Origin of the sequence: Streptosporangium heterodermiicola (assembly GCF_051390675.1) — a bacterium.
GTDB lineage: Bacteria > Actinomycetota > Actinomycetes > Streptosporangiales > Streptosporangiaceae > Streptosporangium.
In genome coordinates this window covers 537730-555756 of the sequence record NZ_JBPJSR010000004.1, presented here as the reverse complement: position 1 = coordinate 555756, position 18027 = coordinate 537730, and the positions used below count along the sequence as shown (strand labels likewise).

The window sequence follows — 18027 nt, the reverse complement described above, 5'->3', positions numbered from 1 at the left end:
GCCCGACACCGACCCGGCACTGACACCGACCCGCTCGGTCTTTCACGCTCGAACCCGGCCGGCTCCCCAGGGGGCCGGCCTCGTGCTGTACGGCCACCCCGGGAGCCTCGGGCCCACCGCGCTCGGATCTACCGCGCTCGGATCTACCGCGACTCGGCGGGCAGCGGAGTCGCGTGGCGGGGTTCCGTGCCGGCCACGCCGCGCCCGCGCAGGCCGGACGCGACGACGGCCGCCGCGACGACGGCCATCGCGAGCGGGATGACCAGGGCCGCGCGGAAGCCGTCGAGCTCGGTGAGGAGGGATCCGCCGGATCCGGTGGCGGCGACGTTCACGGCGGTCACCGCCGACAGGCCGAGCGCCGAGCCGAACTGGAAGGAGGTGTACAGCAGGCCGCCGGCGAGCCCCTGCTCCTCCTCGGCCACACCGTCGGTCGCGGCGATGGTGAGCGGTCCGTACGCCAGGGCGAAGCCGAGACCAAGAATAATCATGGTCGGGAACATCGCCGCGTACGTCCAGTCGAGGCCGATCGGGAGGAACAGGGCGTAGGCCAGTGCGGCGAGGCACAGCCCGCCGAAGATCACCCGCACGTTGCCGAAGCGGTTCACCAGGCGCGGGGTGAGGGTCGGCGCCAGGATGGCGTCGATGCTGACCGCCAGCAGCGCCAGGGCCGCCTGCAACGACGACCAGCCGCGCAGTTCCTGCAGGTAGAGCACGACGAGGAACTGGAACCCGAAGAAGGAGCCCCCGAACAGCAGCGCGCCGAGGTTGGCGCGTACCAGGGGGCCCGAACGGAGGATGCCCAGGCGTACCAGCGGCGACGCCGACCGCCGCTCGATCGCCACGAAGGCGGTGAGCAGCGCGACCCCGGCGGCGAGGGCCCCGGCCGTCCAGCCCCATCCCGCGGCGGGGTCCTCCAGGCTGACGACCGCGAACACCAGCACCATCATCGCCCCGGTCACGGTGACCGCTCCGGCCAGGTCGAAGCCCCGCGAGTGCCGGTACGGATGGTCGCTGTCCGGGATGAGCAGGAGCGCGGCGACGAGGATCACCGAGGCCATGATCACCGGGGCGAAGAACACCCACCGCCAGCTGATCTCGGCCAGCAGGCCGCCGACGACGAGGCCGAGGGAGAACCCGGCCGCCGCCGTACCCGCGTAGACCAGGAGTGCCCGGTTGCGCCGCGGGCCCTCGGCGAAGTTCGTCGTGATGATGGACAGCCCGGCGGGTGCCATGAACGCGGCGGCCACCCCTGTCACGAAACGGGCGACGATGAGGATCCATCCCTCGGTCGCGAACCCGCCCAGGCCCGAGAAGACGATGAACACGCAGAGCCACATCAGGAACATCCGCCGCCGCCCCAGCAGGTCGGCGGCCCGCCCGCCCAGCAGCATGAAACCGCCGTAGCCGAGCACGTACGAACTCATCACCCAGCTCAGCGAACCGGTGGTCAGGTCCAGGTCGGAGCGGATCGACGGCAGGGCCACGTTCAGCATCGCCACGTCGATCCCCTCCAGGAAGATCGCGCCGCACAGCACGAGCAGCATGCCCCAGGCGCGCCCGTCCAGGCGATCCGGGGACGAGGACAGTGGTGTGGACACGAGACGGCTCCTTGAGGAGAGGCGGAAACCGCTGCCGGTTCCCTCTTGTAAGTAGTCGCATCATGGGACACCATCAATGACCATGGAAGAAGGCACTTCGAAGTCACCGAGTTGCTGCCCGGATACCGACGACGCCTACGACGCGCGCCAGTGGGACACCCGGGAAGACTGCGAGGTCCGCCAGATCCTCGACAGGGTCGCGGACAAGTGGTCCCTGCTCGTCATCGCGCTCCTCGACAGCCGCACCCTCCGCTTCACCGAGCTGAGCCGCGAGATCGACGGCGTCAGCCAGCGCATGCTGACCGTCACCCTGCGCCATCTGGAGCGGGACGGCCTGGTGCGCCGCACCGTGCACCCCGTCGTGCCGCCCAGGGTCGACTACGAGCTCACGCCCCTCGGCGTCACCCTGCACGACACCATCCAGTCGCTCGTCACCTGGACGGAGAAGCACCAGAACGAGATCGCCGCCGCCCGCGCCGGCTACGACGCCCGCGCGGACACCGCGCCGGTCGCGACGGGCCCCGCCCCCTCGGCGAGGACCGGCCACGACACCGTGCGAGTGGTGGTGGCTCGCGGTGACGGAATCCCGCCCGCGACGCCACTACGTAACGAAACCCCGGCCACAGGCCCACTACGTAACGAAACTCGGCCTTCGGCGCCGTCACGTAACGAAACCCGAGGCGTGCTGCCGCCGCGCAATGAGATCCAGGACGTGGCGTCGGCGCGCAACGAGATCCGAGACGTGGTGCCGCCGCGTGACGAGATCCGGGACGTGGTGCCGGCGCGTGAGGAGAGTGGTCCCGGCGCGGACCTCTCGCGGTGCGAGGTGTGCGGCGACCCGATCCGTGTCGCGCGTACCGGCCGCCCGGCCCGGTTCTGCGGCACGGCGTGCCGCCAGAGGGCACACCGCCGCCGCTCCCGCGCCGCCCTCCCCACCTCCGGCTGACCGCCTCGCCCCTCCTGACCTCACTGTGACCTGACGTCTTCGCTCCCGGCCTCTCATACGCGGACGGTCGCGAGACGGGTCTCACAAGGGCGGGCAAAGGCATGTCCAACCGATCCGTGTCGTGCCCTCCAACCGGTGCCGCAGCGTGTCTGCTGTCCAGCAGTAATGGCACTGCTTACCTGGAGGGTCGGAGATGAGGAAGTTGCTTCATGCCGGCGTGCTCGCGCTCGGCGTGCTCGCAGCCGGATGCGGCGGCGCCGACGACGGGAGCACGACCGAGCCGATGGTCGCGGACCAGGTCAAGGCGTCGCCCACCTCGCCAGAAACCCCCACCTCGTCCTCGCCGGCGACCAGGGCCAAGGTCGAGCTGGGCGAGACGAAGATCGGAAAGGTTCTGGTCGGGGAGGGAGAGCGCACGCTCTACCTCTTCGAGAAGGACAAGGGCGGGAAGTCGTCGTGTACCGACGCCTGCGCGCGGGCGTGGCCGCCGTACGTCACGGACGGGGCGCCCGAAGCGGGAGAGGGTGTCGAGGGGAACCTGCTCGGCACCACCGAGCGGGACGACGGCACGACGCAGGTGACCTACAACAACCATCCCCTCTACTACTTCGCCAAGGACACCGAGGCCGGCGACACCAAGGGGCAGGACGTCGAGGGCTTCGGCGACGATTGGTACGCGGTCGGCGCGAACGGGAAGAAGGCGCGCGACTGAGCCGACCCAGAGGGAAAAGGACGTGAACGAGCGCACCCGGGAGACCCGGGTGCGCTCCACCGATTGAAACCACGGTCACCTCGGGCGAAGCCCAGGGTCACCCCGGTTGAGACTCACGGTCACCCCGGTTGGAACCCACGTCACTTCGGGCGAAGCCCAACGGTCCCCTTGGCCAAGGCTCACGGTTCCCTTGGCCGAGGTTCACGGTCACCCCGTGCGAGGTCCACGGTCCCCACGTCGAGACCTCGCGGTCACCCCGTCAGGTGGACTCCCGGATGACCAGCTCCGTGGGCAGGATCGTCGACGACACGGGGCCGCCGTCGATCTGGCGGAGGAGCAGGCGTACCGCCGCCCGTGCTTGGTCCTCCCGGGGAGTGCGTACCGTGGTGAGGGCGGGCACGGCGTAGGAGGCGGCCTCGATGTCGTCGAATCCCGCGATCGCGACGTCGTCCGGCACCCGCCGCCCCGACTCGCTCAACACCCGCAGGGCGCCGATCGCCATCAGGTCGCCCGCCACGAAGACCGCGTCGAGCGCCGGGTCGTCGCGCAGGAGCTGGCGCATCGCGTCGGCGCCCGAGGCGAGGGTGAGATCGCCGACGGCGATGATCGACCGGTACCCGGTGTCGCGCAGGGCCTCGCGGTATCCCCTGAGCCGGTCCTGCGCGGCGACCACGTCCGGGGGCCCGGAGATCGCGGCGATCCGCCGCCGTCCCCCTGCGAGCAGGTGCCCGACCGCCGAGGCGGCGCCGCCCACGTTGTCGACGTCGGCGTACGCGGCGTGCGTCGCCACCGCCGGCCTGCCCAGCGACACGACGGGGATGCCCGTACGGGCCAGCGCGGCGGGCAGCGGGTCGGTGCCCTGCGTGGACACGAGCACCACCCCGTCGACGTGCCCCGAGGCGGCGTACTGCTCCACCCGGAGCCGGCCGGACGTCGAGTCGGCGAGCATGAGGGTGACGCGCTTGCCCGCCTCCTCCAGCTCCCGGGTGGCCGAGCGGACGGTCGCCGAGAACAGCGGGTCGTCGGAGCGGGCCCCGCCGGGGGAGCCGGAGACGACCAGCGCGATCGAGTCGGTGCGCCGGGTCACCAGGCTGCGGGCCGCCGAGTTGGGGACGTAGCCCAGCTCGTTGACGGCGTGCATGACGATCGCGCGGAACGCGTCGCTGACCGTGCCCTCACCGTTGATCACCCGGGAGACGGTCGACCTCGACACGCCCGCGCGGGCGGCGACCGCCTCCAGGGTGGGGCGCCTGGCGCGTTCGCGGTGCAGCCCGTTGTGCCGGATCACCTCGCGGTACCACAGCGCGCTGTCCTTGGGCAGCCGCCGCTGCGTCTCGAAGTCGACGTGCACGATCCCGAAGCGCTTGTGGTAGCCCTCGGCCCACTCGAAGTTGTCCAGCAGCGACCAGACCAGGAAGCCGCGCAGGTCGGCACCGGCCTCGATCGCGGTGTGCGCGGCCCTCAGGTGGCCCTCGAAGAAGGCGGTCCTGTCGGCGTCGTGCACGCGGTCGCCCGCCACCACGTCGTCGAACGCGGCGCCGTTCTCGGTGACGAGCAGGCCGACCTCGGGGTAGTCGCGCGAGAGCCGCGTGAGCAGCTGGGAGAGCCCGGTCGGCACGATCGCCCAGCCCATCGCCGTCGTCGGGGCGTGGGTGCCGCTGAACTGGATGTCCTCGCTGCCGGGGTAGGCGGCGTTGGCGGGCTCGCCGGGCTCGGACCGTACGACGCAGGGGGTGTAGTAGTTGATCCCGAGCAGGTCGACGGGCTGGTTGATCGTTTCGAGGTCGCCGTCGCGGATGTGGTCGGTCCCGCCCGTGCGCTCCATGATGTCGAGCACAGGGTCGGGATGCTTCCCGCGCAGGGCGGGGTCGAGGAACTGCCGGTTGATGAGGCAGTCGATCCGGTTCACCGCCTCGGCGTCCTCGGCGGACGGGACGAGGTCGGGGTCGCTCAGCTGGCCGGGTGTCATCACCGGCGTGAGGTTCAGTGTGAGGGCGATCTCGCGGGCGCCTCCGTCGCGCAGCACCTGGGCGCCCAGCCCGTGGGCCAGCAGGAGGTGGTGGGAGGCGCGGAAGGCCTCGGCCGCCGAGGCGCGGCCCGGCGCGTGGATGCCGATGCCGTACCCCAGCACGGCGGCGACCCACGGCTCGTTGATCGTCATCCACGTCTCGACGCGGTCGCCGAGCCGGTCCTGCACGAGGCGCGTGAAGTCGGCGAAGCGGTAGGCCGTGTCGCGGTTTGTCCACCCGCCCAGGTCCTCCAGCGCCTGGGGGAGGTCCCAGTGGTAGAGCGTCACGTAGGGCGTGATGTCGGCCGCGAGCAGCTCGTTCACCAGCCGGTCGTAGAAGTCGAGCCCGGCGGCGACGGCGGGTCCCGAGCCCGACGGCTGGATCCTGGGCCACGCCACCGAGAACCGGTAGGCCCCGAGACCCAGCTCCGCCATCATCCGGACGTCTCCGGCGTAGCGGTGGTAGTGGTCGCAGGCCACGTCGCCGGTGTGGCCGTCGGTGGTCCTGCCCGGCGTGTGGGCGAACGTGTCCCAGATCGACGGGCCCCGGCCCCCGTCTCGCGCGGCGCCCTCGATCTGGTACGCGGCGGTGGCGGCTCCCCAGACGAAGCCCTCGGGAAAGGCCAGGGTCTCGCCCCGGGCCGAGATGGTCGTTGCGGTCATCCTTCGAAAACCCCCGTTGGTTCTCGCGACTGCCGGGACGCGCGGGGCGGTGGCGGGGTTGCCGTCGTCCCTGTAGGTGGAAGTCTCCCACCGCCATCATGGGACGGTCGCGGCCCGGCGTCGAGAGTATTTCCCGACCCGCGTGGGCACGCTCCCACCTCGTCCACGTCCATGATCGACGACACGGTAACGGATGCCACCGACAGCGGGGACGGGGAGCCGCCCTCCATCACGCCCGTGGGGTGAAGGGCGGGCCGCCGCGCTGGGTGGACGACCACGCGGGTTTCCGGCCGAGGGCTCCCAGGGACGCCCGGCCGCCGCCTCTCGCCGGCCGGAAATCAGACTTTGGTCGGGGGTGGCGGTGGCCGATCGTCGGATCTTTCCGGGACCCGGGATTCCTAGGTTCTCCCTATGAAACACGAGCTCATCCGCCTGGTGGCGGCGACCGGCCTGGTCTCGATCCTCGTCGCGGCCCCCGTCGCGGTTCCCGCCGCGCGGGCCGCGTCACCCGCCACCGGGCTGACACCGGCCGCCGTCGAGGCCTACCTCGACAGGACGATGGAGTCCACCGGACTGCCGGGGATGTCCGTCGTCGTCACCCACAAGGGCGAGATCGTGCACGCCGGTGGGTACGGGCGCGGGTCGGACGGCGAACCGGTCACCGAGAGAACCCCGATGCGTGTCGCCTCGGTCAGCAAGTCGTTCACCGCCATGGCCGTCATGACGCTGGTCGAGGACGGAAGGATCTCGCTGGACGAGCCGGTCGCCGGGCGGCTGCCGGAGTTCCGCATGGCCGATCGGCGCGTCACCGGGATCACCGTGCGGCACCTGCTCAACCAGACGTCGGGCCTGTCGGACACCACCGTCGACATCGGCGCGACGCAGGCGGCCCCGTCGCTCGCCGGCTACGTGTCCGCGCTGGGCACCGGCACGCTGGCCGCCGACCCCGGTACGCGCGGGGAGTACTGCAACGTCAACTACGACGTGGCCGCCAGGCTGGTCGAGGTCGTCAGCGAACAGGGCTTCGCCGACTACATGGAGCGGCGTGTCTTCGGCCCGCTCGGCATGACGGGCAGTGCCGTCGGAGACCGTGTCGTCAGGCCGTCCGAGGGATTCAACTCGATGTACGGCGCCTGGGTGGCGCGTCCCGAACTGCCCGGCTTCCGCGACGGCGGCGGTGGCGGGGTGGTCACCAACGCGGCCGACATGGGCAGGTGGCTGATCAGCCAGACCGGCAACGGAAGGCGACTGGTGACGCCGGAGAGCCTGAGGACCATGCACACGCCGTCCGCGGTGGGCGACTACGGCATGGGCTGGGTCGAGGAGAGCGTGGACGGCACCAGACTGCTCGTGCATTCGGGCAACCTGTTCACTTACACCGCCGCGGAGGCGATCGTCCCGGACACGGGGTACGGTTTCGCGGTCATGACCAACAGCGCCGCCCTCCACGACGACACCTACGACGTGCTCACCGGCCTCGTCGCGATGAGCCGGGGCGGTACGCCGGACGTGCCGGGCGGCGACCGGCGGATGTTCGAGTTGGTCCTGGGACTGGTCGCACTGGCGGCGGTGGGCCTGGGCGTGCTCGGCGGGCTGCGGTCCCGCCGCTGGGCGAGCCGGAGGGCGGGGAACCCCGCCTGGCGCATCGGGCTGCGGCTGGCACCGTCGCTGCTGCCGGTCGCGCTGTTCGCCGTGTATCCGTGGTCGATCTCCTTCATCTCGAACGGCCGGACGGTCACCTGGGGGCAGCTCACCTACTTCGCCGCCCCGTTGACGATCACCTTGGCGGTCGCGGCCGTGGCGGGGACCGTCACCGCCGCGATGCGACTGGCGAGGCTGCGGTCGGTAGTGTCGACCCGGTGAGAAACGGCGTGATACTGGCGGTGATCGCGGGATCCGTCCTGGTCAGCGGGTTGCACCTCGACTTCGTTCCGCTGTGGCGGCAGCTTCTCTTCGTCATGCTGGCCGTGGCCGCCTACCTGCACGGCCGCCACCTTCCCGTACGGCGAGGCCGGCTGCTGCTGGCCGTTCTCGCGGTGTCCGGGACCGTCTACGCCGTGCCGGACTTCGCGACCGTCGCCGGCGCGCTGGCGGTCTTCGGCCTCTTCGTGGTGCTGCCGTGGCTGGCGGGCTGTTTCCAGCGGCAGCAGGCCGACCTGCTGGAGGCGGGCCGGGAACGGGTCGCCCGGCTCGGACGGGAACGGGAGTTCGTCGCCGAGCGCGTCACCCTTCGCGAGCGCGCCCGCATCGCCGAGGACATGCACGACTCGCTCGGCCACGAACTGGCACTGATCGCGCTGCGCGCCGGAGCCCTGGAGCTGGCCGCCGACATGACCCCGCGTAACCGGGAGGCGGCGGCGCGGCTGCGAGCCTCCGCGGTCACCGCGACCGACCGGCTTCGCCACACCCTCGGGGTGCTGCGCGAGACCGGAGCCGTCTCCACCGAGCCGCCGGACGAGTCCATCGAGGCGCTGGTGGACCGCGCGCGTGGCGCCGGGATGACGGTCACCCTCGACCGCGCCGGCGAGCGGGCGCCCCTGCCGCCGCTGGCGGACAGGGCCGCCCACCGGGTGGTGCGCGAGTCGCTGACCAACGCCGCCCGCCACGCCCCGGGCGCGGACGTGCTCGTCCGCGTCGAACGGACCCGTGAGGCGGTCACCGTCACCGTGTCCAACTCCGCCACCCGTGCCGTGCCGGTCCCGGCTCCGGGTCCAGGTGCGGGTCCGGGTCCGGCTTTGGACCCGGCTCTGGTGCCGGTGCCGGTCCTGGCTCCGATCCCGGTCCTGGCTCCGGTCCCGGCTCCGGGCCAGGATCCGGTCCCGGCTCCGGGCCAGGATCCGGTTTCGGTTCCGGCGAGCGCGGGGAGCGGGATCGCGGGTCTGCGCGAGCGGGTGCGGTTGCTCGGGGGCACCCTGCGGGCCGGTCCCCGGGGCGGCGGGTTCACCGTGACGGCGCGGTTCCCGTCCAGTCTGGAGGGGGTCCCGCCCGACCGGGCCTGCGGGGACGAGGCCCCGCCCGGCAGGAGAGGAGACGAGGGAAGCCGATGATCCGGGTAGTGCTGGCCGACGACGAGGCCATGATCCGGGCGGGGGTGAAGGCGATCCTCGCCACCGACGAGGGGATCGAGGTGGTCGCCGAGGCCGCCGACGGGCGCGAGGCGGTCGAACTGGTGCGCGCGCACCGGCCGGACGTCGCGCTGCTGGACATCCGGATGCCCCGCCTCGACGGCCTGTCCGCCGCGGCCGAGCTGCGCGTCGCCATGCCGGAGGTCGCGGTCGTCATGCTGACCACGTTCGACGAGGACGAGTACGTCGCCAGGGCGCTCGACGAGGGGGCCGGCGGGTTCCTGCTGAAAGCCGCGGACCCCCGCGAACTGATCATCGGGGTGCGCGCGGTCGCCGACGGCGCGGCGTACCTGTCGCCGAGGATCGCGCGGAAGGTCATCACGCGGTTGAGCGGCGGCAGACTCTCCAGGGCGGGGGTGGCACGCGAGCACGTGAGGTCGCTGACCGCGCGGGAGCGCGAGGTGCTGGCCCTCGTCGGCCGGGGCATGTCCAACCAGGACATCGGCCGCGAGCTGTTCCTCTCGCAGGGCACCGTCAAATCCCACGTCAGCGCCATCCTGCTCCGGCTCGGCCTGAACAACCGCGTCCAGGCGGCGATCATCGCCTACGAGGCGGGTCTGGCGCCGGGAGACGCCTGATCGCCGCCCGGCGCCCTCAGGCTCCGGGCAGTTTCAGCATGCGGTCGAGCAGCTGGCGGTGATGGGCCAGGAGGCGTTGCCGGGCCCGGGGGTCGGTGGAGACGGAGTGCGCCTCGGCGATCGTCTGGCCGTGCAGGAACCCGTACACGCTCCAGATCAGCGTACGCAGCAGCAGGCCCAGGTCCACCTGGTCGTCGATCAGCCCGGCCCTGGCGGCGGAGCGCATCGCGTCGCGGGTGTGGTTGATGAGGGAGACCGAGTAGGCCCGCTCCAGGTCGGGGAGGTCGGCGGCGTCGCCGAGCCAGCGGTGCATCCACAGCGCGGGGATCTGCGGGTTGTCGAGACAGAACTCCAGATAGCGCTCGGAGAGTTCGTACATGACCGCGGCGAACGCCTCGGGATCGGCGGCGGGGAGCGCGCTGAGCGCCTCCTCCACGACGGCCCGTTCCGCCCGGCCGGCGTGGTCGATGACGGCGAGGTAGAGATCGTGCTTGTCGCCGAACCGTCGCTGCACCCACGCCAGGTCCTGCCCGGCCGCCTCCGCTATCCCCTGCAGTGACGTGCCGTCATGACCGAACGCCGCGAAGAGCCGCGCCGCGATGTCGATGACCGCCTGGCTCTGCGGGTCGTCGGCGGGAGTCATGACTCGATTCAAGTCCCCCGCACGGGTGGAGACGCCCTGGTGTTGGTTTTGACCTGGTCAAACCTGTGTGCGCGATGCCCCCTGCCCCGCCCCGCCCGGCGGGGGCAGGGGGCGTGACGCTCCTCACCGCGCCGTGCCCGTGGGACTCACGGGGCGGGAGACCACAGGCCGGAAGACGGGAGGCCACGGGCCGGAAGACGGGCCGCAGACGGGAGACGACGGGTCAGAAGGGGAGGACGCTCAGCCGGCCCGCCCCGGTCAGGGCGGTGATCCGCCGTGGGGCCGCCGGGTCGAGCCGCACCCTGACGGTCGCGTTCCCGGTGTTGGTCCGCACGTTGTAGCCCTCCTCGTACTCCTCCCCGTCCGGCACCCTGACCTCCACGTCCCCGGCCGTCTTCACCACGGCGCTGACGTCGCCCGGCGGGGCCACGAACCTCAGATTGACGTCTCCCCTGCCTGTCTCGACGTCGGTCCCGGCGGACCTGAGGCCGGTGCCGATCACGTGCCCGTTCTGCGTCCGCACCCGCAGCGCGCCCCCCGTACCGTCCACGACCACGTCGCCGGTGACGGTGGAGAGGCGCAGGTCGCCCTGGATCCCGCTCACCGAGACGGTCCCGAAGCGGTGGGACGCGGCCTCGACGTCTGTGGCCGCGGGCACGCTCAGGGTGTAGTCGGCCTGGCAGACGGGGCCGCCGGGACGGTCGCCGCCGGGGCAGTGGACGTCGAGCGTGAGCGTCCGCCCGTCCCACTCCTCGGTGACCTGGGGCCGGTCCCGGGTCCAGAAGAGCGTCCGCTCCATGCCCAGCCGCTTCGTCGCGCCCGGCACGACCGAGATGTTGACGTGGCTCGTGGTCTCCACGACGATCCGCGGCGAGGTGAGCGCCCGGGACTGCAGCGTGGTCTCGAAGCTCGGGGGGACGGTCATGATCTCGGCCCACGAGGCCAGGGCGGTGAAGGCCACGGTGAGCGCGGTGAGCGTCCCGCCGGCGACCAGCCAGGCGGTTCGGACGTTGTTTCGTGTCGGCATGCTCTCAAACCTTCAGGAATCGCAGGACGGCGAGGACCCGGCGGTGATCCTTGTCGGCGCCGGAGAGGTCGAGCTTGGTGAAGATGTTGTTGATGTGCTTGCCGACCGCGCTCTCCGACACCACCAGGGCCTCGGCGATCCCGGTGTTGGAGCGGCCCTCCGCGATCAGCGCGAGCACCTCGTGCTCCCTGCGGGTCAGCCGGTCCAGCGGGTCGCTGTGCCTGCGCAGCAGCAGCTGGGCGACCACCTCGGGATCCAGGGCGGTGCCTCCGGCGGCGATCCGGCGCAGCGCGTCGAGGAACTCCTCGACGTCTGCCACCCGGTCCTTGAGCAGGTAGCCGATCCCGCTGGTCGCGGTGGACAGCAGCTGGGTGGCGTAGCGCTCCTCGACGTACTGGGAGAGCACGAGGATCGCGAGCGTGGGCCGTTGGCGGCGCAGGACGAGCGCCGCGCGCAGGCCCTCGTCGGTGTGTGAGGGAGGCATCCGCACGTCGGTGACGACGAGGTCGGGGACGTGCTCGTCCACGGCGCGAAGCAGCCCCTCCGCGTCGGACACGGCGGCCACGACCTCGATGCCCGCCGAGCCGAGCAGGCGGACGAGCCCCTCCCGCAGGAGTACGGAGTCCTCGGCGAGCACTACGCGCACGGTAGCTCCACTCTGATCGTCGTCGGCCCGCCGAGCGGGCTGTCGACGTACAGGATGCCGTCCACGGAGCCGACCCGGCGGGACAGGCCGCGCAGGCCGGTCCCCCGGTCCGGGTCCGCGCCGCCCCGGCCGTCGTCGCTGACGGCCACGTGGAGGCGGTCGCCGAGGCGGTCGACGACGACCTCGGCGCCGGACGCCCCCGCGTGCTTGGTGATGTTGGTCAGCGCCTCGGACACGACGAAGAACGCCACCGCCTCGACCGTGGGGGAGACCCGCTCGGAGATGTCGACGCTCAGCCGTACGGGGAAGGGGGCCCGCGCGGCCAGGCCGGACAGCGCGGCGTCCAGGCCCTGGTCGTTGAGTACGGCCGGGTGCAGCCCCCGGACGAGGTCGCGCAGCTCCTTGAGGGCCTGCTTGGCCTCCTCGTGCGCCTGGACGATCACCTCGCGGGCGGGTTCCGGCAGGTCGGTGAGGGTGGCGCGGGCCATGCCCAGGTTCATCGCGAGCGACACCAGCCGCTGCTGGGTGCCGTCGTGCAGATCCCGCTCGATGCGGCGGCGCTCGGCGTCCGCGGCGTCGACCACCCCGGTACGGCTCTCACGCAGCGTCTCCACCCGCTGGGCCAGCTGGTCGCTCAGGCTGGGGCCGAGCAGGGCCTCGGCGGCGATCACGTCCAGCACCGCGAACCCGCGCGCCACCCACGGCCCCGCGACGAGCAGGGCCCCCGAGGCGAGCACGAACGCCACGCTCGGCCAGGTCTCCTCCATCGCCCAGTGCCGGACGGCGAGCCCGGCGGTGACCAGGCCGCCCGCCCACGCCCCGACGACCGAGGCGGCGCCGATGCCGCTGATCAGCGGGGCCAGCAGGTGATACCCGAGGCGGCGCCAGGTGCTCCGCGTCCTGGCCTCCTGGAGCAGCCGCCTGAACGGGTTCATGCTCAGGGGGCGGCGTGGGACCGGGAGGATGTCCACGTCGAGGAAGGCGGCGAACCGCGACCGCTGCACCAGGGTGAGCAGCCGGACGACCCAGAAGAACAGCAGCAGCGCCACCACGGGGACCACCACGGTCCACACCAGCACCACCGACGCGGCCACCAGCGCCCCGATCACCGCCGTGCCCAGCACGGCGATCGGCACGCCCGTCACCAGGTGCGCGGTGCGGAGCCAGGCCCGCGTGGACCAGTGGGCGCTGATCCTCTCCCAGGGGGTGGTCATCTCGGTGCCGGTCATGGAATCCACCGTAGGGACCGTGGCGGCCGGGACACAGGGGCGAGGTATCCCGGAAAAAGGTGGGGCAAACCCCACCCCCGAACCCGGGCCGGGGGTCCCGTCGCGGGCGCGCCCCGCCCTCGCGGCCGTACGGCCCGTCCGCTTCCTGGGTAAAGAAGTTGTTTGTCGGTTTCACCTACCCTTGAGAAATGAGCCCCCGCGAGCATGCCGAACGGCATGGCGCGGAACGGGCGGCGGACCGGCCGCCTCCCGGCCGGGCCGCTCCCCCTGGTCCTCCCGGCTCCCCCGACCGCCCCGGCCTTCCCGTGCCCCCTGACATCCCCGCATTTCCCGGCCTTCCCGTGCTCCCCGGCATCTCCGGACTCTCTGGACTCTCTGGACTTCCCGGCCTCCCCGGCACCGCCGATCCCGTTCGGCTTCTCGCCGACGACCCGATGTCCGAGCCCCTGACCTACCCGGGCCGTCTCCCCCCGGGAGCCGGGTTGCTGGCCGACGGCCGTTTCCTGCCGATGTCCGAGGAGGCCGGTGCCCTCGGCGGCGGGCGGGTCCGGCCGGGGGACCGGGTCGTGCGGCTCGCCGACCACCTGGAGAGCCTCGGCGCGGGGCCGATGGAGGCCCGCCACCCGGTGGTCGCGGTGGGGTCCAACGCCGCGCCGGGCCAGCTGCACCGCAAGTTCACCGCCGCCGGGGTCCGGCCCGTCGTCCCGCTCACCCCGGCCACCGTGCACGGCGTCGCCCCGGGGGTGTCGGCGCACGTCAGCCGGAACGCCTACCTGCCCGCCGCGCCCATCAGGGTGGCGGGGGCGTCACTCCTGTTCGTCGTGTGGGTGGACGACGCCCAGCTCGCCGCGCTGGACGCGACCGAGCCGAACTACCTCCGGCTCCCGCTGCCCCCGGGCTCCTTCCCGGTCACCCTCTCCACGGGGGAGACCCTTCCGTCGTGCCACGTCTACGCGGGCATGCACGGATGCCTGGTGGACGAGGAGGGGGAGCCGCTGCGGCTCGCTCCCCAGCCGGAGCTGATCGGGCACCTGCTCGCGCGCTCCGCGAACCTGCGGCGCCTGTTCGGGCGGACACCCGAGGAGTTCGTGACCAGGGCGCGGCGGGACGACGGGACGCGGGAGGCGGCCCACGCCCTGTTCAGGAGCGAGGGGCTCGCCGACCCCGGGGCCGGTCTCGCCGGAGAGCCGCCACGTCCCCCGGCCCGCCAACGGCTCGGGCGCTCCTGACCGGAGGCCGACCTCGCGGTCCCCCCCCGGCTCGCCGACGGTGTGGGCGCTCCTGATCGGAGGCCGGCTCGCCTGGAGATAACCCCAATGGGGGTAGGTATGGGTTATAAATAGACGGCGATCCGAAAGCGGCCATCGAAGGGACCGTCTCCTTGAAGCGCGTGCTGCTGCTGGCGACCGGCGACGCCATCGCCCACTCCTACGCCCCCGGCCGCCCGGGTGTCCTGTCCGGGGCCGAGCTCCTGCGGGCACTCCCGCCCGGCGCGATCACGGCCGACGTGGTGGCCGAGGACGTGATGGCGGAGCCCAGCTGGGACATGTCGCCCTCGACCATGCTGGAACTGGCCCGCAGGGCGCGCTCGGCCGTCCTGGACCGCGGGTTCGACGGCGTCGTGATCACCCACGGCACCGACACGCTGGAGGAGACCGCCTACCTCGTGGACCTGCTCGCGGGCCGGGCCGCGGAGGCCGGTGCCATCGTGCTGACCGGCGCCGTACGCTCCCTGGACGAGCTGTCCCCGGACGGCCCGCGCAACCTCGCCTCCTCCATCACGGCGGCCGCCGAGGGCTCGCCGCGCGGTGCCGGGGCCGTCGTGTGTGTCAACGACGAGATCCACGCGGCGCGCTGGGTCGCCAAGGTGGACGCCACGAGTGTCGCGGCGTTCTCGTCGGCGCCCTTCCCCTTGCTGGGCCGGGTGGTCGGCGGCCGGGTCGAGACGCTGTCCGCCCCGCCGCCCCGGCCGCCCGCGTTCGTGGGGGACCCGGCGTCGGACGTCGCCCTGATCAAGACCTACCCGGGGATCGCCCCCGTGCTGCTCACCGCCGTCGTGGACGCCGGGGCCCAGGGCGTCGTGCTGGAGGGGACCGGCCTGGGCAACGTACCGGTCGAGCTCTTCACGACGATCGCCGAGCTGACGGAGTGGGGAATCCCGGTGGTCGTCGCGTCGAGGTGCCGTACCTCCGCGGTCCCGCTCGACGAGACGCGCTTCGGCGCGGGGCTCGCCGCGCACGTCGGGGCGATCGGGGCCCGCGGCCTGGCGCCCTCGAAGGCGCGGTGCGCGCTGATGGTCGCCCTCGGGACCGGCGGGATCGACGCCGTACGCGACTGGTTCGGCAGGCTCTGACACCGGCCCGGCAGGTCCCCGAGCAACGCGGGGCGGTTTACGGATAGGTAAAAACCGCGGAAAGGGGAGTATCCCCGAGCTGTGCGGGCACGTCGGTGGAGTCCGTGATCCGGCGAAGGGCTGGGGAGGCCTTCGCCGGATCACCCCCCTCTTCCCCACCTCGTCCACCAGGCGGGCCGGACCCCCGGAACGATCAAACGATCAGACGGGGATCGAGACCCCGAGGCCGCCGCGGGTCTCGGCGCCGTACCGCTCCTTCTCCTTGGCGATGTCGAGGGGCTTGATGCCGGAGCGCCCGCCCAGCACCTCGTCGGTGAGAAGGTCGGCGGGGACCAGCCAGGAGACCTCGAACTCCAGCCCGTCGGGGTCCTTGGCGTACAGGGCCTTGGTGGTGGAGTGGTCGGAGGCGCCGACGAGGGCGTTGAGCTCGCCGAGCTTGAGGGCGATCCGCTCCAGCTCCTGGAGGGTGTCGACCTCCCAGGCCAGGTGATAGAGGCCGACGGTCGAGCGCCCGGCCCCCGAAGGGCCCGCCTGCGCGCCGATCTCGAAGAGCCCCAGGTCGTGGTCGTTGGTGGATCCCGAGGCCTGGAGGAACACGGCGCCCGGCATGCCCATGACCGCCCTGAAACCGAGGGCCTCCCGGTAGAAGGCGACGCTGCGCTCCACGTCGCGTACGAAGAGAACGGCGTGGTTGAGCCGCTGGACCGGCATGGTTCCTCCCAAAAGCTTGAACTCTCAAGTAGATTACCTCCGCATGCTTGAGAGTTCAAGTAAGCTGTGCGCGTGACGCGATGGCTGGACGACGACGAGCAGCGCACCTGGCGCGCGTTCCTGGCCGCCTCGCAGCGCGTCCAGGAGGAGCTGGACCGGCAGCTGCAGCGGGACTCCGGCATGCCGCACGCCTACTACGCCGTGCTGGTGAAGCTCTCCGAGGCTCCGGGCCGCACGATGCGGATGAGCGAGCTGGCGGCGGAGGTCAACTCCTCGCAGAGCCGCCTGTCGCACGCGGTGAAGCGGCTGGAGGAGCGCGGCTGGGTGCGGCGTGAGCCGTGCGACACGGACAAACGCGTGAGCTGGGCGATCCTCACCGACCAGGGCCTCGCGGTCCTCACCGCCACCGCCCCCGGCCACGTCGAGGCCGTACGGCAGACCGTGTTCGACCGCCTCGCCCCCGAGCAGGTCGTCCAGCTGGCCGCGATCTGCGCCGCCATCCTCGCCAAGCCCGACCCTGACCTCCCCGCCTGAGCGGTCTGGACGTCACGCCTCGCCAAGCCCACCCCGATCTCCCCACCTGAGCGGCCATGGGCGGGCTCCAGGCGTAGGCGCAGGAGTCCTCGGACGGCTACAGATGGCTCCAGGGGTCGGCGATGACCCGGTGGATGACCTGTCCGGCGGCGCCCAGGGTCGCGGCGTCGCCGCCGAGGCGTGAGACGGTCAGCTCGGGGACGGCCCGGCGCATCACGCCCAGCCGGGAGGTCATCGTCTCGTGCGCCGGGCCCCGGACCCACGGGAACAGCGGGGCGAAGACCCCGCCCAGCACGATGGTCCCCGGGTCCATCAGGTGCACCGCCGAGGTGAGGGCGACGCCGAGTGCCTGGCCGGCGCGCTCGCAGGCCTCCAGCGAGTCCCGCTCGCCCGCGTGGAGGTGGGCCAGCAGCGTGGCCACCCCGTCGGGGACCCCGGCGAGCCCGGCGGCCCTCAGCAGGGCGTCCTGCCCGGCGTACTGCTCCAGGCAGCCCCGGCCGCCGCAGCGGCAGGCCGGGCCGTCGGGGGAGACGACGACGTGTCCCAGCTCCCCCGCGAGGCCGCGGGCGCCGCGGAACAGGGTCCCGCCGACCACCAGGCCCGCGCCGATGCCGATCTCCCCCGACACGTGCAGGAAGTCGCCGGGCACGGAACCGAACCAGAGCTCGCCCAGGGCCGCGAGGTTGGCCTCGTTGTCCACCTCGATAGGGAAGCCGAGCAGGTCGGAGACGCGGACGTCGTGCCAGCCGAGGTTGGGGGCCGTGTGGACCAGCCCCCCGTCCACGGGGCCGGGCACCGCGAGGGTCGATCCGGCGATGGAGAGACCCTCCTCGCGGGCTTCGTCCACAGCCCTGTGGGCGAGTTCCTCCAGGTGGGAAAGGGTTTCCACAGGCGAGGACGTACGGTTGTCCACAGCCTGTGTATATCTGAGCCGCACCGCGAGGGTGAGGTCGACCACGCAGGCGGACAGGTAGTCGACGTTGATCTCCAGGCCGAGCGCGGCGACCCGCCGCCCGCTGAGCGCGACGGCCGTGCCCGGCCGCCCCCGCTCGCCGTCCCTGAGCGCTCCCGACTCGGTGACCATGCCCGCCTCGATCAGGTCGCCGACCATCTTCGACACCGTCGTCTTGGTCAGTCCGGTGATCTCGGCCAGCGCCGCCCGGGTGACCGGGCCGCTCCTGCGGACCTCGCCGAGGACCACCCCGAGATTGCGGGCGCGCATCGAATTGTGGCGTACGGCCTGTGTCATGGAAC

Annotated in this window: 16 protein-coding genes; 8 read left to right on the top strand and 8 right to left on the bottom strand. The window is 72.4% G+C overall.

The window, feature by feature from the left end:
* Nucleotides 1–143: 143 nt before the first annotated feature.
* Nucleotides 144–1598 (bottom strand): MFS transporter, encoded by a 1455-nt coding sequence (locus ACSC1Q_RS12405; protein ID WP_436758811.1) that lies wholly within the window; start codon nucleotides 1596–1598, stop codon nucleotides 144–146.
* An 82-nt stretch (nucleotides 1599–1680) separates the two neighbouring features.
* On the opposite strand from ACSC1Q_RS12405, the gene ACSC1Q_RS12400 reads away from it, so the two are divergent.
* The gene (locus ACSC1Q_RS12400) at nucleotides 1681–2544 is read left to right on the top strand and encodes a winged helix-turn-helix transcriptional regulator (RefSeq protein ID WP_436758810.1); all 864 of its coding nucleotides are present in this window, start codon (nucleotides 1681–1683) and stop codon (nucleotides 2542–2544) included.
* Nucleotides 2545–2737: 193 nt separating this feature from the next.
* The gene (locus tag ACSC1Q_RS12395; RefSeq protein ID WP_436758809.1) at nucleotides 2738–3256 is read left to right on the top strand and encodes a COG4315 family predicted lipoprotein; all 519 of its coding nucleotides are present in this window, start codon (nucleotides 2738–2740) and stop codon (nucleotides 3254–3256) included.
* 259 nt (nucleotides 3257–3515) lie between these two features.
* Here ACSC1Q_RS12395 and ACSC1Q_RS12390 read toward each other — a convergent pair whose 3' ends face one another.
* Nucleotides 3516–5927: a GH1 family beta-glucosidase gene (locus ACSC1Q_RS12390; RefSeq protein ID WP_436758808.1), complete on the bottom strand. Its 2412-nt coding sequence runs from the start codon at nucleotides 5925–5927 to the stop codon at nucleotides 3516–3518.
* Between the two features lie 411 nt (nucleotides 5928–6338).
* On the opposite strand from ACSC1Q_RS12390, the gene ACSC1Q_RS12385 reads away from it, so the two are divergent.
* The 3 genes from ACSC1Q_RS12385 to ACSC1Q_RS12375 are packed head-to-tail and all read left to right on the top strand — an operon-like array spanning nucleotide 6339 to nucleotide 9630.
* Complete coding sequence (locus ACSC1Q_RS12385) at nucleotides 6339–7790, top strand: serine hydrolase domain-containing protein (RefSeq protein WP_436758807.1); 1452 nt, start codon at nucleotides 6339–6341, stop codon at nucleotides 7788–7790.
* Nucleotides 7787–8974 carry a sensor histidine kinase gene (locus ACSC1Q_RS12380; RefSeq protein ID WP_436758806.1) on the top strand — a complete coding sequence of 396 codons (1188 nt, stop codon included), beginning with the start codon at nucleotides 7787–7789 and terminating at the stop codon, nucleotides 8972–8974. Before ACSC1Q_RS12385 ends, ACSC1Q_RS12380 begins: the two co-directional genes overlap by 4 nt.
* Complete coding sequence (locus ACSC1Q_RS12375) at nucleotides 8971–9630, top strand: response regulator (RefSeq protein WP_436758805.1); 660 nt, start codon at nucleotides 8971–8973, stop codon at nucleotides 9628–9630. Before ACSC1Q_RS12380 ends, ACSC1Q_RS12375 begins: the two co-directional genes overlap by 4 nt.
* A 16-nt stretch (nucleotides 9631–9646) precedes the next feature.
* On the opposite strand, the gene ACSC1Q_RS12370 is transcribed toward ACSC1Q_RS12375, so the two are convergent.
* The 4 genes from ACSC1Q_RS12370 to ACSC1Q_RS12355 form a co-directional block, all read right to left on the bottom strand.
* Nucleotides 9647–10273 carry a TetR/AcrR family transcriptional regulator gene (locus ACSC1Q_RS12370; protein WP_436758804.1) on the bottom strand — a complete coding sequence of 209 codons (627 nt, stop codon included), beginning with the start codon at nucleotides 10271–10273 and terminating at the stop codon, nucleotides 9647–9649.
* Nucleotides 10274–10496: 223 nt separating this feature from the next.
* Entirely contained in the window at nucleotides 10497–11300 is an 804-nt protein-coding gene (locus tag ACSC1Q_RS12365) for a DUF4097 family beta strand repeat-containing protein (RefSeq protein WP_436758803.1), read from the bottom strand.
* Nucleotides 11301–11304: 4 nt separating this feature from the next.
* Nucleotides 11305–11946 (bottom strand): response regulator transcription factor, encoded by a 642-nt coding sequence (locus ACSC1Q_RS12360; RefSeq protein ID WP_362689643.1) that lies wholly within the window; start codon nucleotides 11944–11946, stop codon nucleotides 11305–11307.
* Complete coding sequence (locus tag ACSC1Q_RS12355) at nucleotides 11937–13175, bottom strand: sensor histidine kinase (RefSeq protein WP_436758802.1); 1239 nt, start codon at nucleotides 13173–13175, stop codon at nucleotides 11937–11939. The genes ACSC1Q_RS12360 and ACSC1Q_RS12355 overlap by 10 nt, the downstream gene beginning before the upstream one ends.
* Nucleotides 13176–13609: 434 nt before the next feature.
* Between ACSC1Q_RS12355 and ACSC1Q_RS12350 the strand changes: the two genes are divergently transcribed.
* Both ACSC1Q_RS12350 and ACSC1Q_RS12345 read left to right on the top strand, forming a co-directional pair.
* A complete protein-coding gene (locus ACSC1Q_RS12350) occupies nucleotides 13610–14404 on the top strand; it encodes a hypothetical protein (RefSeq protein WP_436758801.1) in 795 nt (264 codons plus the stop codon).
* A 161-nt stretch (nucleotides 14405–14565) separates the two neighbouring features.
* The gene (locus tag ACSC1Q_RS12345) at nucleotides 14566–15528 is read left to right on the top strand and encodes an asparaginase (protein ID WP_436758822.1); all 963 of its coding nucleotides are present in this window, start codon (nucleotides 14566–14568) and stop codon (nucleotides 15526–15528) included.
* A 201-nt stretch (nucleotides 15529–15729) separates the two neighbouring features.
* On the opposite strand, the gene ACSC1Q_RS12340 is transcribed toward ACSC1Q_RS12345, so the two are convergent.
* Nucleotides 15730–16239, bottom strand: coding sequence for a VOC family protein (locus tag ACSC1Q_RS12340; protein ID WP_436758800.1), 510 nt, complete (start codon nucleotides 16237–16239; stop codon nucleotides 15730–15732).
* Nucleotides 16240–16311: 72 nt separating this feature from the next.
* Here ACSC1Q_RS12340 and ACSC1Q_RS12335 point away from each other — a divergent pair, with 72 nt between their 5' ends.
* Complete coding sequence (locus ACSC1Q_RS12335) at nucleotides 16312–16773, top strand: MarR family winged helix-turn-helix transcriptional regulator (protein WP_436758799.1); 462 nt, start codon at nucleotides 16312–16314, stop codon at nucleotides 16771–16773.
* Between the two features lie 97 nt (nucleotides 16774–16870).
* Here ACSC1Q_RS12335 and ACSC1Q_RS12330 read toward each other — a convergent pair whose 3' ends face one another.
* Nucleotides 16871–18022 (bottom strand): ROK family protein, encoded by a 1152-nt coding sequence (locus tag ACSC1Q_RS12330; RefSeq protein ID WP_436758798.1) that lies wholly within the window; start codon nucleotides 18020–18022, stop codon nucleotides 16871–16873.
* Nucleotides 18023–18027 lie beyond the last annotated feature (5 nt).

What these genes read in the sequence shown, in the direction of transcription:
- ACSC1Q_RS12375 (WP_436758805.1), top strand. Translation starts at nt 8,971, where the DNA reads ATGATCCGGGTAGTGCTGGCCGACGACGAGGCCATGATCCGGGCGGGG.
- ACSC1Q_RS12365 (WP_436758803.1), bottom strand. Translation starts at nt 11,300, where the DNA reads ATGCCGACACGAAACAACGTCCGAACCGCCTGGCTGGTCGCCGGCGGG.
- ACSC1Q_RS12390 (WP_436758808.1), bottom strand. Translation starts at nt 5,927, where the DNA reads ATGACCGCAACGACCATCTCGGCCCGGGGCGAGACCCTGGCCTTTCCC.
- ACSC1Q_RS12350 (WP_436758801.1), top strand. Translation starts at nt 13,610, where the DNA reads ATGTCCGAGCCCCTGACCTACCCGGGCCGTCTCCCCCCGGGAGCCGGG.
- ACSC1Q_RS12395 (WP_436758809.1), top strand. Translation starts at nt 2,738, where the DNA reads ATGAGGAAGTTGCTTCATGCCGGCGTGCTCGCGCTCGGCGTGCTCGCA.
- ACSC1Q_RS12340 (WP_436758800.1), bottom strand. Translation starts at nt 16,239, where the DNA reads ATGCCGGTCCAGCGGCTCAACCACGCCGTTCTCTTCGTACGCGACGTG.
- ACSC1Q_RS12355 (WP_436758802.1), bottom strand. Translation starts at nt 13,175, where the DNA reads ATGACCGGCACCGAGATGACCACCCCCTGGGAGAGGATCAGCGCCCAC.
- ACSC1Q_RS12370 (WP_436758804.1), bottom strand. Translation starts at nt 10,273, where the DNA reads ATGACTCCCGCCGACGACCCGCAGAGCCAGGCGGTCATCGACATCGCG.
- ACSC1Q_RS12330 (WP_436758798.1), bottom strand. Translation starts at nt 18,022, where the DNA reads ATGACACAGGCCGTACGCCACAATTCGATGCGCGCCCGCAATCTCGGG.
- ACSC1Q_RS12385 (WP_436758807.1), top strand. Translation starts at nt 6,339, where the DNA reads ATGAAACACGAGCTCATCCGCCTGGTGGCGGCGACCGGCCTGGTCTCG.
- ACSC1Q_RS12400 (WP_436758810.1), top strand. Translation starts at nt 1,681, where the DNA reads ATGGAAGAAGGCACTTCGAAGTCACCGAGTTGCTGCCCGGATACCGAC.